Source organism: Cellvibrio sp. KY-GH-1, assembly GCF_008806975.1.
GTDB lineage: Bacteria > Pseudomonadota > Gammaproteobacteria > Pseudomonadales > Cellvibrionaceae > Cellvibrio.
In genome coordinates, this window is sequence record NZ_CP031728.1 from 3,266,108 (window position 1) to 3,282,085 (window position 15,978).

Below are 15,978 nucleotides of genomic sequence, written 5' to 3' on the forward strand. Positions count from 1 at the left end.
GATATGGCTATCCGCTTCACTCAGGATAAAAGCAATAAATACTCTTAATAATTAATGAGGAAAGACGTATGTCTTATATAAAATCAACCAGATGGCAGCTTGGTCGGTGGGCGGCGCTCGCCGCTTTATCAACCGGAATAACACTGGCTGCACCAACAACCTATGCCGTCACCGGTAAATTTGTTCCCCAAAGCGGCATTCTCATGACTGTCGGGCAGGATGTGGACAGTATTAACAATTATAAAAACGCCATTGGCCATGTGCCGGCGGGTGTCACCAATTATGTGGGTATCGCCAATCTGGATGGATTAAATAACAACGCCGATGCCGGTGCTGGCCGCAACAATATTAATGAGCTGGCAAATACTTATCCGAACAGCGCATTAGTGGTTGGGGTGTCGATGAATGGCCAAGTCGATGCTGTTGCCTCAGGCAGCTACAACGCGAATATCGATACGCTCTTACATAAACTCGCCAGTTATAACCGCCCAATATTTTTACGCTGGGCTTACGAAGTAGATGGCCCTTGGAATGGTCACAGCCCCAGTGGCGTGATTCAATCGTTCCGTTATGTTGCCGATCGCGTTAAGCAGCTGGGTTATTCCAACCGCATTGCGATGGTGTGGCAAACCATGTCCTACTGCCCTATCGATTCCAATATCGAGCAATGGTATCCGGGTGACCAATATGTTGACTGGATCGGCCTGTCCTACTTCGCACCACAAGATTGTAATTTCCGCGAAGTAAATAAAACCGCAAACTTTGCGGTTGCGCACAATAAACCGCTGATGATTAATGAATCCACTCCGCAGCGTTTTGCGATTGGCGAATTAAGTTATTCCGCTGATGCAGCACGCGGCACCGGTCGGATAAATAAAACAGCCAACCAAATCTGGAACGAGTGGTTTGTGGGTTATTTTGAATTTATGGATAGCTATTCATCGCACTTAAAAGCGGTGACTTACATTGACGCCAACTGGAATGCGCAATCGCGCTGGGCATCGGGCAATGAAGGTTATTGGGGCGATAGCCGTGTAGAAGCTAATGCAACAATCAAAACCAATTGGCTGAATGAACTGAACAATAATGCGCTGACGGGTGAAACATTTATCTATAAAACTTCGAGCGATTTGTTTAGCAAATTGGGTTTTGGTAGCACGCCATCTTCAGCCGCAGCCAGCTCCGCGCCTGCAAGCTCTACTGCAACAACCTCGGTAGCCGCAAGTTCAACTGGCAGCACTGGCACTAGCGGTGTGTTTGGCATGACCAGCAGCGGTACTGTGTATCATTTAGATGGCGGCCAAACTGCGGGCTTTGTGTACCTGTGTGTGAATGGCGATTGCCGTACAGCGACTAAAGTGGGTAATCGTTACGAGCGCAGCTATGCACCAGTAAATGTCAGCATGAGTTATGCGATTGAATTCAAAGTGCAGGACAATACCATGGGTCAATGCTTGACATCAGCCAATGTCAAACCCGGTCAGGCCGTTTCAACACCTTGCTATTTAGGCTCAGTGGCGACCACCAGCAGCACTGCACCCAGCTCAACCGCCATGAGCTCCACTGCCACCAGCTCCATGCCCGCCAGTAAAGCGGCCAGTTCAAAAGCGAGCAGTGCAACAACCAGTACCGCACTCACTTGTCAAAGCGATACAAATCCATCCCATGTAGTTTCTGGTCGCCGTGGAGAATTCACTCAAAGTTGGTGCGATACAGTCTGTGTGACCATGATTGGAAATGATACGGGCTGCTTAAATAAAGACGGTATTTTTGTCAGCAACGCTAGCATTTGTAGTGACCCAGCAAACGCCAAAGAAGCCATGCTGGATATTGAATACAACTTGGGGATCGATATTGACGATGCATTTGTTGCTGCTTCAGGCTACCAAGGTGCCGTTCCTTCACTCAATCCACGGATGAAAACCGAAGATGTACGTAAATATTTTGTCGCACTACTTGGGCAAGACAGAGGCTCTTCATTAACAGATGCCTTGAATACCAATGGTGATGCCTGGATTGATCGCAATGAGGCCAGTCAAGCAAAAGGCTCTGACCCACGTCAATTACTCACCACCGGTTTTGGTTGTGGCTTATCAACCGATGACATAATGGCATACCTCGGTTTGTACATGGGCGATGGTGCCATTGATAAATACGCGGGCGATTTGGACGCTTCAGTAAAAGCATCCATGCTTACATTTACTCGCAGCTGGCAGCCAGGCGTTAGCGCACAAGCCTGTGAATATCGCGGCGGTTGCGGCAATACTCAAAGCAGCGCCAAAAGCTCAGCGGCTTCATCTAGCAACCTAAACTCATCCAAAGCAGCAATCAGCTCTGCAGCAGCGAGCAGTGCGGCGCCCAGCAATAACTGCCCAGTTAGCCACCCGTTCTGGGCAGCCTCTTGCCAACGCTGTTTTGTCGATGCCAGCCAAGCTGCATCGGCGTCTTGTCATTAAGTAATTGCTTTGCTTGCCTGCTTGATGTATTCAGGCAGGCAATTTAATTTGCGTGATAACAACATGAAAAACAATCGGCTTTTTCTCGCTTTTACAATCGGAAGCGTGTTTATTTACAGCATGATGTTATTAATCGGCGTGCAACCGGGCGATTCAGTGCTCTACTCATCACCTGCATTTACCCATGATTCGCCTCTTAGCGAGGCAGAAAAAACAACCGCCCGCGACGACGATGGAAAGCTTGATAACAACGTCATATCCACATCAGTCTATAACCACAAACCAGAATTAATCTTCGCACCAACGGAAATAACCACGCCATCAAAAAACATGGAGAGCACCGAAACTTATAAAATAAAATCTGATTTTTTTGATCGAAAAATAAATAACATAGGCAGGGACGAGCAGGGAAATTACGTTGTAACCATTGCAACTGATAGCAAAGAAGAAAGCCTTATTCAGTCGACCTCACCTATTTATTACCCTACTGAAACAGACTTAAATTATGGCGTAAAAGGATGTGTACTAGGTGGCTATTACATAGAATTAAGCCATCACATTGTATTAATCACAAAGAGCAATGCAAAACAAACACAACACGTTTATCGCTGCGACTACAATAGCGAAACCAATACCTACATATTGAGTGACTTATAAAAACCACCTGCTTATTGAAAATATTTAACAACCGGCTTTACGATAGGATCAAATACCCGCTCATAAATATCTTCGGCATCAAGCGGATAATAAATCCAATTCACCTGATAGCGTGCAGCCCCGCGCAGATAAAACAAATGTAGCATTTTAAAATCAATTAATTGTGCAATAGTCGCCACGGTATCAGGGCAATCAATTACTCCCATCTCTGCCGGAACAACGGCTAACAAATCGGCAAGCTGTGCATCCTCTTGACGTAAATCATTTAATACTTGCAGCATAACCATATCCAACAAATCCCCCTCCCCCATGCTCCAATCAGGCTGTGGCGCCTCTAAATGAGCCAATGTTGCCAGTGAAAAAGCTTCATCGGGGTCAACCCCCAAATCACGGAGTAACTGTTCAATATTGGCGGTGGGAAAACGAGGTGATTGAATTAACTGCTTATAGAGCTGTTGCGCTGATTCACCCTGAGCAGCCGCTAAACGTTTGGCGAAATAAGCCAACAAAAGTTCCGCGCGCTGGGATTTATACTGTTGCGGATGGATATTCTGCAAACGAACAAAAGCGCCGCGAGCAGTGGCTGTGCCCATAGCGATATTGGACATAATTAATTCCGCTCCAAACGCATGCTTGGCAATTTTACGTTTAGCGCCGCGCGTCAATGTCTGCGGTGACCACTGCAAAAAAGAAAAACGCGGTGAGTTATATTCACCGTGCATCAGTGCATTCATTTTCTTTGCGTGCTTTCCGTCCAGTGCTTCACCCTGTGGCCCCGGAGCAATATTATCGCCAAATACCCCAGGCCAATCCAAATTAGTGCCCCACACCGGGCGCGCATTCTCAGTGCCGTGACATTGCGCACAACTTGGATCATTGCGAATCAAGCGCGGTTTATCCCCATCAAAATCAAACACTGAAAATTCCCACCGTCCAGTATTCTCATCCAATTGCGCAACATCTAATAGATTGTATTTAGGATCATCCAGTTTGGTGCCGATGTTTAGTAAAAATCGGCCATCAGAACCAAACAACACAATGCGGGGGTATTCCAAATTCGATTGTCCTGTTGCACGGGTATGCTCAACTAATGAAAAGTTATTTTGATAGTGCGCTGGAAAGTAATTCACTAACTCATCAATCGAGCGAATGTCTTTTTTCTGAATAAATGCATAAATGCCTTCCACCGTCATGTCCGGCTGATCAACCAAAGGTGATGGATTTAAAGCACTAATTGGCACAACAGTATCCAGGGCAGATGCAGGGCAAATACCCGCCCGCGTTGCGCTGCCACCGGTATGAATTAATTGCGCCTGAATTTGCTGTTGATGGGATGGCAATACATTCACTGTTTTATCGCAAGCGCCTAACATTGCCATCACAATCACAGCAGCCAAGGGCTTCAAACGCAACTGAATTGTGTTTTGCATAGAATTTATAGTTAAGTTAGTAAAGTTCATGTTTGCTATAAGCATTCTACTTATACATTTTTATTCTTATTTTTCTCTAAAAAACCGACAGATGGCAATTGAATATAGGGATCATTACTGGTAACGTTAACACTGATAGTAGAAAATAACAATAAAAGTGCTTCAAGCAAAACAGTTTCTCAGCAATTCACCAGATATGGCTATCCGCTTCATTCAGGATAAAAGCAATAAATACTCTCAATAATTAATGAGGAAAGACGTATGCCTTATATAAAATCAACCAAGTGGCAGCTTGGTCGGTGGGCGGCGCTCGCCGCTTTATCAACCGGAATAACACTGGCTGCACCAACAACCTATGCCGTCACCGGTAAATTTGTTCCCCAAAGCGGCATTCTCATGACTGTCGGGCAGGATGTGGACAGTATTAACAATTACAAAAACGCCATTGGCCATGTGCCGGCGGGTGTCACCAATTATGTGGGTATCGCCAATCTGGATGGATTAAATAACAACGCCGATGCCGGTGCTGGCCGCAACAATATTAATGAGCTGGCAAATACTTATCCGAACAGCGCATTAGTGGTTGGGGTGTCAATGAATGGCCAAGTCGATGCTGTTGCCTCAGGCAGCTACAACGCGAATATCGATACGCTCTTGCATAAACTCGCCAGTTATAACCGCCCAATATTTTTACGCTGGGCTTACGAAGTAGATGGCCCTTGGAATGGTCACAGCCCCAGTGGCGTGATTCAATCGTTCCGTTATGTTGCCGATCGCGTTAAGCAGCTGGGTTATTCCAACCGCATTGCGATGGTGTGGCAAACCATGTCCTACTGCCCTATCGATTCCAATATCGAGCAGTGGTATCCGGGTGATCAATATGTTGACTGGATCGGCCTGTCCTACTTCGCACCACAAGATTGCAATTTCCGCGAAGTAAATAAAACCGCAAACTTTGCGGTTGCGCACAATAAACCGCTGATGATTAATGAATCCACTCCGCAACGTTTTGCGATTGGCGAATTAAGTTATTCCGCTGATGCAGCACGCGGCACCGGTCGGATAAATAAAACAGCCAACCAAATCTGGAATGAGTGGTTTGTGGGTTATTTTGAATTTATGGATAGCTATTCATCGCACTTAAAAGCGGTGACTTACATTGACGCCAACTGGAATGCGCAATCGCGCTGGGCATCGGGCAATGAAGGTTATTGGGGCGATAGCCGTGTAGAGGCTAATGCAACAATCAAAACCAATTGGCTGAATGAACTGAACAATAATGCGCTGACGGGTGAAACATTTATCTATAAAACTTCGAGCGATTTGTTTAGCAAATTGGGTTTTGGTAGCACGCCATCTTCAGCCGCAGCCAGCTCCGCGCCTGCAAGCTCTACTGCAACAACCTCGGTAGCCGCAAGTTCAACTGGCAGCACTGGCACTAGCGGTGTGTTTGGCATGACCAGCAGCGGCACGGTGTACCATTTAGATGGTGGCCAAACCGCAGGGTTTGTGTACTTGTGTGTGAATGGCGATTGCCGTACAGCGACTAAAGTGGGTAATCGTTACGAGCGCTCTTTCGCTCCGGTGACGACAGCCACAACCTATTCAATCGAATTTAAAATCCAGGACAATGCTATTGGCCAATGCCTGACATCTGCATCGATTAAACCCGGCAATGCGGTCGCAAGCACACCTTGTTATTCCGGCTCAGTCCCCGTAAGTTCAGCCGCAACCTCTTCAGCACCGGCTTCAATACCAGCCTCATCTATTCCCGCCAGCTCAGCACCTGCAGCGACTAGCTCCAGCAGTGCTAATACAGACGGTGCAGGTGTATTCGGTTTGACCACCAGCGGACTGCTGTACCATTTGGACGGCGGTCAAACCGGTGGTTTTGTGTATTTGTGTTTGAATGACAATTGCCAAACGGCCACTAAAACCAATGGCCGCTATGAGCGCAATTTTGGTTCGGTCGGCGCTGCGACCAACTATAAGGTCGAGTTTAAAATTCAGGACAATGCCACTGGCCAATGCATCACCTCTGGCAACCTCATACCCGGCAGTGCATTAAGCGAAACCGCCTGTTTCAATGGTAGCGTCAGTGTCAGCTCGGCGAGCGTTTCCTCACTTGCCCCTGGCTCCAGCAGTAAGTCATCAACCCCATTGAATTCGAGCAGTAAATCATCAACACCGCTTAACTCGAGCAGCAAGTCATCAACACCCTTGAGTTCTAGCAGCCAATCTTCAACCGTAGCATTGCCAAGTTCCAGCAGCCAATCCTCATCCAGCTCAGCACCCGCCGCGAGCGGTGATTTCGGCTTGGTTTATGTGAGCAATACCAGCGGTATTATTCGCCATCGCGATAAACCCTTCACCGCTGCGTTTGCCAATCTGTGCTTTAACGGTGCCTGCTCTACAGCAACGCTGCGCAATGGCTACTGGGAACGCAATATCGATGGCTTGACCTTGGGCGCGGTTTACAATATCGGCACCCAAATTCAGGACAATGCTATCGGCCAGTGCGCCATTAATACCAATGTTACCTTCCAAAAAGAGGGCACTTTTGTTACCAGCGCATGCTTACCACCGGATCTTGATGCACCAACCTTACCGGGAAATTTACAAGGTGTGCAGAAAAATGGCCGCGCCGTTGCGTTGACTTGGACTGCCTCTACTGATAACCGCGGTGTTGCCCGCTATGAATTGTTCCGCAACAACATACTGGTTGCATCGCCCACCGGCACCAGCTACAACGATTCTGGTTTGACCGAAAACAGCAGTTACCAATATGCGATCCGTGCCTGTGATGCAGCCAATAACTGCTCAGCAAAAAGTGCGGCAATCATTGTTGCAACGGGCAATTTTACGCCCGATACCACAGCCCCTACCGTTCCAGGTAATTTCACCGGTAAAGGCAATTCGATTAATGCAGTCTTGTTGAGCTGGAATGCATCAACCGATGCAGCAGGTTTGGTTGCACTCTATAACGTATTTAAAGACAACGTAAAAATTGGCAGTCCGACCACAACATCATTCACCGCTAGCGGTATGAAAGCCGGTGAGCGTCACAGCTACGCCGTACAAGCCTGTGATGATTCCGGCAATTGCTCGGCCAAAACAACCGCTATCAGCGTGGCTACTAACCCACCAGATTTTAGCAATCTGGATTTCACCACCAATTCCCATGAAGGTTATGTACACTTTGGTGGCAATGAAGTTGGCCCAGCACCGCGCGCCAATCGCCCAGATGCCTTAGCAACCCCCATCAATGGCGCCACCGCTAATCCACGTGGCTTTGCATTTGATATCACCGGCAACCAATTAACTTGGCGCTGGGGTGCAAACAATGTTCCACAAGGTACTGCGGGCGATGTTGGTTTCACCCGTACCGCAGGCGATTCCGGCCTTGAAATGCATTGCTCTGAAGATGGCAACAAGACCTTTAAAATGGCCAAGTTGGTTAATTCAACCCTGACCATTCCATGTTCGTCAGCTAATTACACTTACTTCTTCCGCTACAAACACCCGCTGGCAATGAGCAGTTTGGCCGGTACCGATTGGATTCACACGGCACTCTTCACTATCGCCACACGGGTTAACGTCAATGCCTACACCCCCTTCACCGATGGCTCTTCCAACTGGATGCGCTGGCGCCACCCGATTGCGCATGACGGTTGTACCGCAGCGGTATCGGATGCATGTCATAACAACAGCTTGTTGCGCGATTTGGATCGCTACACCATTTGGGTCGATGACTCGCCCAACAATGTACAAGTTCGCCACTCGGCAAGCGGCGGTATTTTGCGGATTGAAGCAGCGCGTCATCACGCCGGCAACTCCAATGGCCAACAACAATTCACCTACAACATGGGTACTGGGTTTGGCAGTGAGTTCAGTTATGGTCAAGTCATTCAATTTGAGATCACCGCTGTAGCCGGCTCGCAGGTTTACAACGACTTCTCCTACTACACCGTCGGTTTAGGTTGGGGTAACTACGGTGACCCGCGTTTGAACCCAGCGGGCCGTGCCAGTACCACCATGATTATCGCCGGTGCACCGGGTGCGGACATCTTCAATGAACAAGAAGCTATCTTTACCCAACCACTGGTCACAGTTCACTCGGAAGGTTTGATGAATGACTTCATTGTCGGTCACCACCTATTCCATGGTATTGACCCCAAGGTTCGTCATGGTGCACACGACCAAGTAAAAATTGGTGAGCGCAGCTGTGGCGGATGTCACTTCCGCGATGGTCGCGGCTCAGAGGTGATTGACACACCACGCGGCAAACGCCTACCACCACCGGTATACGGCGTAAAATTGCTGGAGTGGATGGTCGGCCGTGAAGCGGGTTTCCGTTGGGATGGCCAAGTAGCAAGCGTTGAAGATCAAATCCATAACGCGCTACTGGAAGATCATGGTGTTAGAGCAGAAGATCTACCTCCCCGCGTGCTGGAAACTCTTGTTAACTACACCGAAGTGCTGACCGTGCCTGCACGTCGCCCAGCGGTATACGACAATCCTTCAGTTGCGCGTGGCGATGTAGCATTCAATGAAATTGGTTGCGCCGGTTGCCACAAACCAGAAGCCAGAACCCGCGCGGATGCGCCTTCGCACCTGCGCAACATTAGTATCCGACCTTACACAGATATGAAAACCTGGGATTTAGGCGGCGATCAAGCTTACCGCACCCCTGCACTATGGGGCTTAAGCCACAACTTGACGCTACTGGAATCGCGTGGACGCGCAGTACTCTTCATGCACGATGGCTCTGCCACCAGCGTTGAAGCAGCCATTGCTGCCCACGGCGGAGCAGGCCAAACATCGCGCAGCGCCTATAACGCATTGAGCGCTGCAGATAAAAAAGCTGTCGTGGACTTTATTAAATCACTCTAAACCAGCGTTAACTTTATAAATACAGGATAAGGATATTTTTACACTTAGGCGCAAGGATCGCGCCACTCCCTATCTCCATCATTGGCGTTTCTAGCCAATGAGTTTTGGCTGGTGAAGTCCGCTACAACACCTGTGCTGTAACGGATAAGCTGTTGGCGATCCTTTTGGGTCGCCCTTTTTTGCCCCTCTCTCTCCTCCCGCGATTCCCTCTTTTAGTAATTGCATCAAGCTATTTTGCCTAGGATAATTTGCTCCAGATAACAATCGCGTTATGATGCCGCGCAATCCTCAATCTCTTTATTCCATGGAAATATGTAATGAGTGGAAGACGCTCCCCCGAGAAAAATAAACAATCCACTATGCGCGATGTAGCGGAAATGGCCAACGTTTCGCTGATGACCGTATCGCGCGTACTCAATGAAGATGGCAAAGTCGCCGATGAAACACGCGAACGCGTCATGGCCGCAGTAGAAAAACTGAATTACAAACTCAACATTTCAGCGCGCAGCTTATCCAGCGCAAAATCTTACGAGATAGGTTTTTTTTACGATCAAAGTAAAGGCGCCTTTATTAAAGAATATTTGATCGGTACCATGCTGCGCTGCAACCAATTGGGCTACCACCTCATTCTGGAACCCTGCGACTTTTCCGATATGGATATCAACTCTCATATTAAAAAAATGGTTCGTCGCCATGCACTGGACGGCATCATAGTACCGCCCCCCCTTAGTGATAACGCCAAACTACTAGATGCATTGGATGCCGAAGGACTGCGTTATGTGCGCGTCGGCCCAGGCGCACAACTCAAACGCGCCTTTTGTGTCCACATCAATGACTATGCTGCCGCAGTACAAATGACCGAACACCTGATCAATAAAGGCCATAAAAATATTGGTTTTATTAAAGGTGATCTCTCTCAGGAAACTAGTCACCGTCGTTTCGCGGGTTATATGGATACCATGCAAAAACACAATTTGCGCGTGGCATCCAGCTGGATCGGTGAAGGTAACTTTGAATTTGAAGGTGGCATGCTTGCCGCTGAAAAAATTTTGAAAAAAACCAAAGTCAGTGCGATTTTTGCCTCCAATGATGACATGGCTGCAGGCGTAATTGCCGCTGCGCGCAAAATGCATATAGACGTACCTGAACAATTAAGTGTTGCGGGATTCGATGACACCACACTCGCTGAATCCATGTGGCCAAAACTCACCACAATCCATCAGCCCATTTATGAAATGTCGCAATCGGCAGTAGATTTATTAGTAGAATCCATTCGCTCAAATTTCGATAAAAAAATCACATCTAAAGTACAGATAGAACTTGATCATTATTTAAAAGATCGAGAGTCTATTAACGAAATTCATTAGATGCCCGATTACGGAGTGAACTGTCAATTCAACCAGGATAAAAAGTTTTCTTGCGGAAAATTGTGGGCAGCTCACGAAAGCCATCAAAAGATGATGCCTTCGCAGAAATTATTCAACCACTTGCGAAGATTTTATAAAAATATTGCGCTGCATAAAATGCAGGTGATCCGGTAGATCTTTAACGGTATTGGCAATGCTTGCAGCGATTGCTTTTAATTCCTGTTCGACGAGTTGCACATCAAAATCATCTACCACCGGATGGTAATGCTGCGGCTGAATATTGAACCCGGAAAACATCGCCAGCCAACTGTTGGTGTCAAAAAAATCGAGTTCATCTACCTGGGGTTGACCGGTGGCTTTAAAGTACTCAATGCGCGCGCTGAGTGTATCGGGAATTGCCATGTTGCGGCATTCATCCCAGAAGGCTTGGCCATGGCGCTGGTTGGCGTAATAATGCAGGATTAAAAAATCGCGCAATTTCTCCTGCCGTATACGCAAGTTGTTGTTCACCGTGTTGACCAGGGTTTGATTGAATTGATTATTAGGGAAATGATTAAGCAGCAGGGTAAGACTTGATTGGATTAAATAGATGCTGGTGGATTCGAGTGGTTCCATAAAACCACTGGCCAGCCCCAAACAAAACACATTTTTATTCCACGCCTGTTTGCGCATGCCGGTGGTAAAACGAATAAATTTGGGTTCGGCAAGTGCATCACCTTGCAGATTTTCCTGTAATTTTTCAGCGGCAATTTCATCGGAAATATAATCACTGCAATAGACATAACCGTTGCCAACACGGTGTTGCAGAGGAATTCGCCACTGCCAACCAGCTTCCATTGCGAGGGCGCGGGTGGCGGATTGGGGTGCAAGTGTGCTCGCACAGGGCATTGCTACTGCGCGATCGCAGCGTAGCCATTGACTCCAGCTTTCGTAACCCGTTTTTAGTCTCTGCTCAATTAACAAACCGTTAAATCCCGAGCAATCGATAAAAAACTCACCTTGGATTTTTTCGCCATTACTCAGTGTCAGCGATTGAATAAAGCCTGTATCTGGATCTTGCGCAACCTGCTCGACATTGGCTTCAATACGATTAACGCCCATGCCTTGCGCGAGTGATGATAAATACTGGGCAAATAAACCCGCATCAAAATGAAATGCATAATTAAAACTGGATAATTCAATATCATTATTGGCTTTGGGCAGTGCAAATTTGTTGTGTCGCGCCATTTGTACGGCGAGACAGTAAGTGTCCAGCGTTTGCGCTTTGTTTTGCGCGCGCAATTTTGCCCAGTAGTGATGAAAGGGAATGCGAGCGATACGCGCGCCGTATCCGGCAAAAGGGTGGATAAATTTTTCGCTGGGTTTATACCAGCCATCAAAATCGATGCCGAGTTTATAAGTCGCTTGGGTGGCGCGCATAAAATCGACTTCATTAATGTTCAGGTCTTGCAGAAATTCTTTGATATAGGGAACTGTGGCCTCGCCTACACCGATAGTGCCGATCTCGGCCGATTCAATTAAGGTAATCCTGGTGATGCCTTGCTTAAAACGATTGGCTAAAGCGGCCGCGGCCATCCAACCGGCAGTGCCGCCACCGAGAATAACAATGGAGCGAATGCGTGAATCGGTCATAGCAGTACCTGAAAAATTAAAAAGCTGGATACCCGCAAGCGGGTATGACGACGAGGTGTTTGTTAAACAGGGAGTCGTCACCCTGCGTGCGGGTATCCATGAGGCGATGACATGGCAGTAGAGTCAATCGTGGCTCGTCATCCCCGCGTGCGGGGATCCATGTATTTAAAGCAAGTTGAAATTTATTTAAAACTTATAGTTAACCCCGGCAGTAATACGACGCTCAAAAATATTGTAGGAATCAACAAAATCTTGCCATTGGGTATAGGTGATATTGTTTTCTTCCGTCAGGTTATTTACCGCCAGCGTGATCTGCAGTTCTTCGGTTATGTTGTAAGCCGTGGTGACATCAACAAATAAGGTTTCTTTCATGTAGCGCGGCATCCCCTTGTCTTCATTGGTTGGGTTCCACATCCAGCCAGAAGTTTTGCCTTGGTATTGATCGCCCAAATAATTGGCGGCAATACGCGCTTCAAATTTCTCGTCTTGATACCAGAGCACCAGGTTCGCTTGATCTTCAGCGGTATTGTTAAATGGCGCAACACTGCCATTGGGTAACAATTCGCTGGAAGGGCTCTTGGTGGGTGAGTAGGTATAGTTGAGTGTCATACCTGTGTTAGTTAAAAACCCTGGCAAGAAATCAAAACTTTGTTGGTAAGAAAATTCCCAGCCTTTGACGGTTCCACCGGAACCATTGGATACGGTTTGCTCTTCACCACCGCGACGTACTACACCATCGCTATCTGCCAGTGTGGGATTTTTTTCAACTTTGGTGTAAGTAAAACTATCTACTTCAATGTTGAAATAACCCAGTGACACAATGGCGTTGTCGGTTGGATACCATTCACCGGCAATGTTAAATACATTTGCAGACCAAGGTTTGAGATAAGGGTTGCCGTTGTTCTGGCGTGAACTAACCCGTTGGAATGGCTCTTTAACCGATTCGCCGGTGACTGGATCTGTAACGGTTTCTTCTGAACTCAAATAAGTGATAGAGCCTTGACCCAAGCGATCCAAATCTTGCAATGTCATGCGTTTATCAAACGCTAAGCGCACTTTGAAATCATCGGCAATGCCAATGTTTAAATTTAAACTGGGCAAAAAGTGATTGTAAGAGACGTTGGTAATCTTATCGCCAAGATCCGTATAGGTGGTGTGGTTCGGATCTGTGCCCGCCAAAATTAACGGATTCAGTTTTTTCGGATCAGTAATATTTTGTGTGACGGTTAAATCGGTTTTTACGTAGCGCACACCAGTGTTACCACTGATGGTGAACGTATCGTTTAGCGCTTTATCAAAGTTAGCTTGGAAGTGGAAACTTTGTTTGCTGTCGGTAATCGCGTAAGAGCGATCCGGGTTGACTATGCGTTGGCCTTTGCCGTAAATCATATCGTTAAACGCAATCGGGTCATCAATTTTGCGTGTATCGATCATGGGAATCGTTACGTTAAAACCTTTTAAGGCTTCGCCGAAATTACTCACATTGCCGATGTAACCATTGAGTTTTGCATCGGTAATTTCAACCACGGGCAGCGGATCGTAAGTTAAACCAGCGGCGGTGCCGGTGCTGCCTGCTTGGCCGGTGGCGTAACCCACTTCGTGATATTTATTGAGCAGTTCCACGCCGTCTTTTACGACACCAGAAGGTGAGAAGAATGACATGTTTTTGAAGCTGGTATTGCGATCGGCAAACCGGTAACCAAAATCTACCGAAGTCAAACCTTCATCGGCAAATTTAAAATTGCCGTCAAAACGCAGTACATCAAAATCGGATTCGGCGTAAGTACTTTCAATCCAACCAGAGTGCAAATACCAGGCTTCCGGATTGGCCATTTTGCTAATCATTGCCGGGTCAAGTTCTGCCAAAACATTTTCGTTGTTGACTTGAACATGCATGGGGTAAATCAAGCCGTCATCAATAGCGCCGGGGTTGATGTTAACTGGAGCTGTTGTTGGCGAACGCTTCACCATCATCGCATTGCTGACTTGGGCGAGGGTGAGATTGTTGTTGTCGTTATCGGCATTGCCCGATACCCAGCGCGCGCTACCGGTAAATGCACCACCGTTATCGTATTTCAATTCTACGTTAGAGTTGAGCGCAGAACTTTCGCGGTAATCGCCGAGCACACCGGCGCGGAAACCGGACACCATCATATTCATGTCGGTAGCGTAGAAAGGTTGACCGCCGAGTGAGCCATCGCCGGGGTTAACAATCGCCGGTTTACCAGTCACTAGAGTGTATTCATGGAAACCGGCGCGGCCGCCAATTTGGTTGCCCAAATAAATAAATTGGCCAGCAGCTTTTTCATCCATTGATGTGTAAAAAATATCCGCATTTAATTCGAGTGCATCGCTCACCGCCAAATTAAAGTTGTAGGCCAAACCCAAGCGTTCGCGTTCAATTTCACGGGCGGAAAATTCTGGGCTGTTCCAGCTCATCGGGTTGATGAAATCGCCATTGGTATTGCCGTTGCCATCCAGATCGGCGCAGCTACTGCTGCAACCCCAGCTTTCGGCAACACGGTCGGCGCGCAGGCGGCCCTGATTTTCCGCGAGGGTAGATTCACCGTAGGAAAAGGCCAGCGACATAGCGGCTACATCATCAAAATTCCAACCTACCAAGCCGCTTAATTCCGGATCAGTCGTTTCAGTGATGCTGCCGCTGCTGCCTTGCAGGCGCACTGAACCGCTGAAGCCTTCATCCAATGTCAGTGAACGACGGGTGAGTACATCGATACTGCCGCCAATGCCGCCTTCCAACTGCGCTGCCGATTGGGATTTGGACACATTCAAACCAGAAACCAGACTTGCGGGAACATCGGTAAAGTTCACGCCGTTAGTGGTCATGCTGGCGGGCGTTAGAAAATATTCGCCGTTCATGGTGCTCAACACCTGCCCCATACCACGTACGCTCACCACACTGCCCTGGCCGCCGCTGCGCTGGATTTGAATACCGGTAATACGCTGGAGCGAGTCGGCGATGGTGGTGTCGGGCAGTTTGCCTATATCTTCGGCGGCGACTGAATCGACGATTTGTGCTGAGTTGCGTTTTACATCAATCGCTCTTTCCTGTGCGCCGCGCACACCGGTGACAACAACTTCTTCGACCGAATCGCCCTGTGCATAAGCACCAGTAGCGAAGCAGGTGGTAATAAGCGTGGCGAGTAGGGTTTTATTAAAATTCGTAGACGTTTTCATAGCCGATAGTGGGTCCTTTAGTTTTGACTTCTTATGTGTGTGTTCCCTGTATTTTAAGCTTATACAGGCTCTCAGTCAGAACCTTGGCACCGCGTGGAGGCACCGTTCAATTCTGAGAGACTGGTGAACCTAGTGCAACCGTTTACATATACGAGCATGCCCCAGCGAGTTAACGATAACATATATATTTCATATATTAAAAAGATTAGGTTTTTTTATTATTAAAATTGTTTGTGGTGTGCATAAAATTCATATAACACTGATTAGTAAAGACTTTAATTTATTGTGTGCCACTAGACTTGATTTATATTAGGAAAGGATAGCGAAAAAATTTAAATCTTCGTA

8 protein-coding genes are annotated in these 15,978 nt (G+C 47.5%); 5 read left to right on the top strand and 3 right to left on the bottom strand.

Annotated elements, in window-relative coordinates; genetic code table 11:
* Positions 1 to 68: 68 nt before the first annotated feature.
* Entirely contained in the window at positions 69 to 2,456 is a 2,388-nt protein-coding gene (locus D0C16_RS13940) for a family 31 carbohydrate-binding protein (protein WP_151032911.1), read from the top strand.
* A 63-nt stretch (positions 2,457 to 2,519) separates the two neighbouring features.
* Positions 2,520 to 3,113, top strand: coding sequence for a hypothetical protein (locus tag D0C16_RS13945; RefSeq protein WP_062058645.1), 594 nt, complete (start codon positions 2,520 to 2,522; stop codon positions 3,111 to 3,113).
* 11 nt (positions 3,114 to 3,124) lie between these two features.
* On the opposite strand, the gene D0C16_RS13950 is transcribed toward D0C16_RS13945, so the two are convergent.
* A complete protein-coding gene (locus D0C16_RS13950; RefSeq protein WP_062058648.1) occupies positions 3,125 to 4,543 on the bottom strand; it encodes a hypothetical protein in 1,419 nt (472 codons plus the stop codon).
* A 261-nt stretch (positions 4,544 to 4,804) separates the two neighbouring features.
* Here D0C16_RS13950 and D0C16_RS13955 point away from each other — a divergent pair, with 261 nt between their 5' ends.
* Together D0C16_RS13955 and D0C16_RS13960 are read left to right on the top strand one after the other, a co-directional pair.
* On the top strand, positions 4,805 to 9,436 hold the full coding sequence (locus D0C16_RS13955; protein ID WP_151032913.1) for a family 31 carbohydrate-binding protein: 4,632 nt from the start codon (positions 4,805 to 4,807) through the stop codon (positions 9,434 to 9,436).
* A 317-nt stretch (positions 9,437 to 9,753) separates the two neighbouring features.
* Positions 9,754 to 10,803 (top strand): LacI family DNA-binding transcriptional regulator, encoded by a 1,050-nt coding sequence (locus D0C16_RS13960; protein WP_062058716.1) that lies wholly within the window; start codon positions 9,754 to 9,756, stop codon positions 10,801 to 10,803.
* Positions 10,804 to 10,911: 108 nt separating this feature from the next.
* Here the strand turns inward: D0C16_RS13960 and D0C16_RS13965 are convergent, their stop codons facing one another.
* On the bottom strand, positions 10,912 to 12,435 hold the full coding sequence (locus tag D0C16_RS13965) for a tryptophan halogenase family protein (protein WP_151032914.1): 1,524 nt from the start codon (positions 12,433 to 12,435) through the stop codon (positions 10,912 to 10,914).
* Here D0C16_RS13965 and D0C16_RS24055 point away from each other — a divergent pair.
* On the top strand, positions 12,419 to 12,556 hold the full coding sequence (locus tag D0C16_RS24055) for a hypothetical protein (RefSeq protein WP_191968490.1): 138 nt from the start codon (positions 12,419 to 12,421) through the stop codon (positions 12,554 to 12,556). The two genes, D0C16_RS13965 and D0C16_RS24055, sit on opposite strands and share 17 nt — an antisense overlap.
* A gap of 65 nt (positions 12,557 to 12,621) precedes the next feature.
* Here the strand turns inward: D0C16_RS24055 and D0C16_RS13970 are convergent, their stop codons facing one another.
* Complete coding sequence (locus D0C16_RS13970) at positions 12,622 to 15,633, bottom strand: TonB-dependent receptor (RefSeq protein WP_151032915.1); 3,012 nt, start codon at positions 15,631 to 15,633, stop codon at positions 12,622 to 12,624.
* Positions 15,634 to 15,978 lie beyond the last annotated feature (345 nt).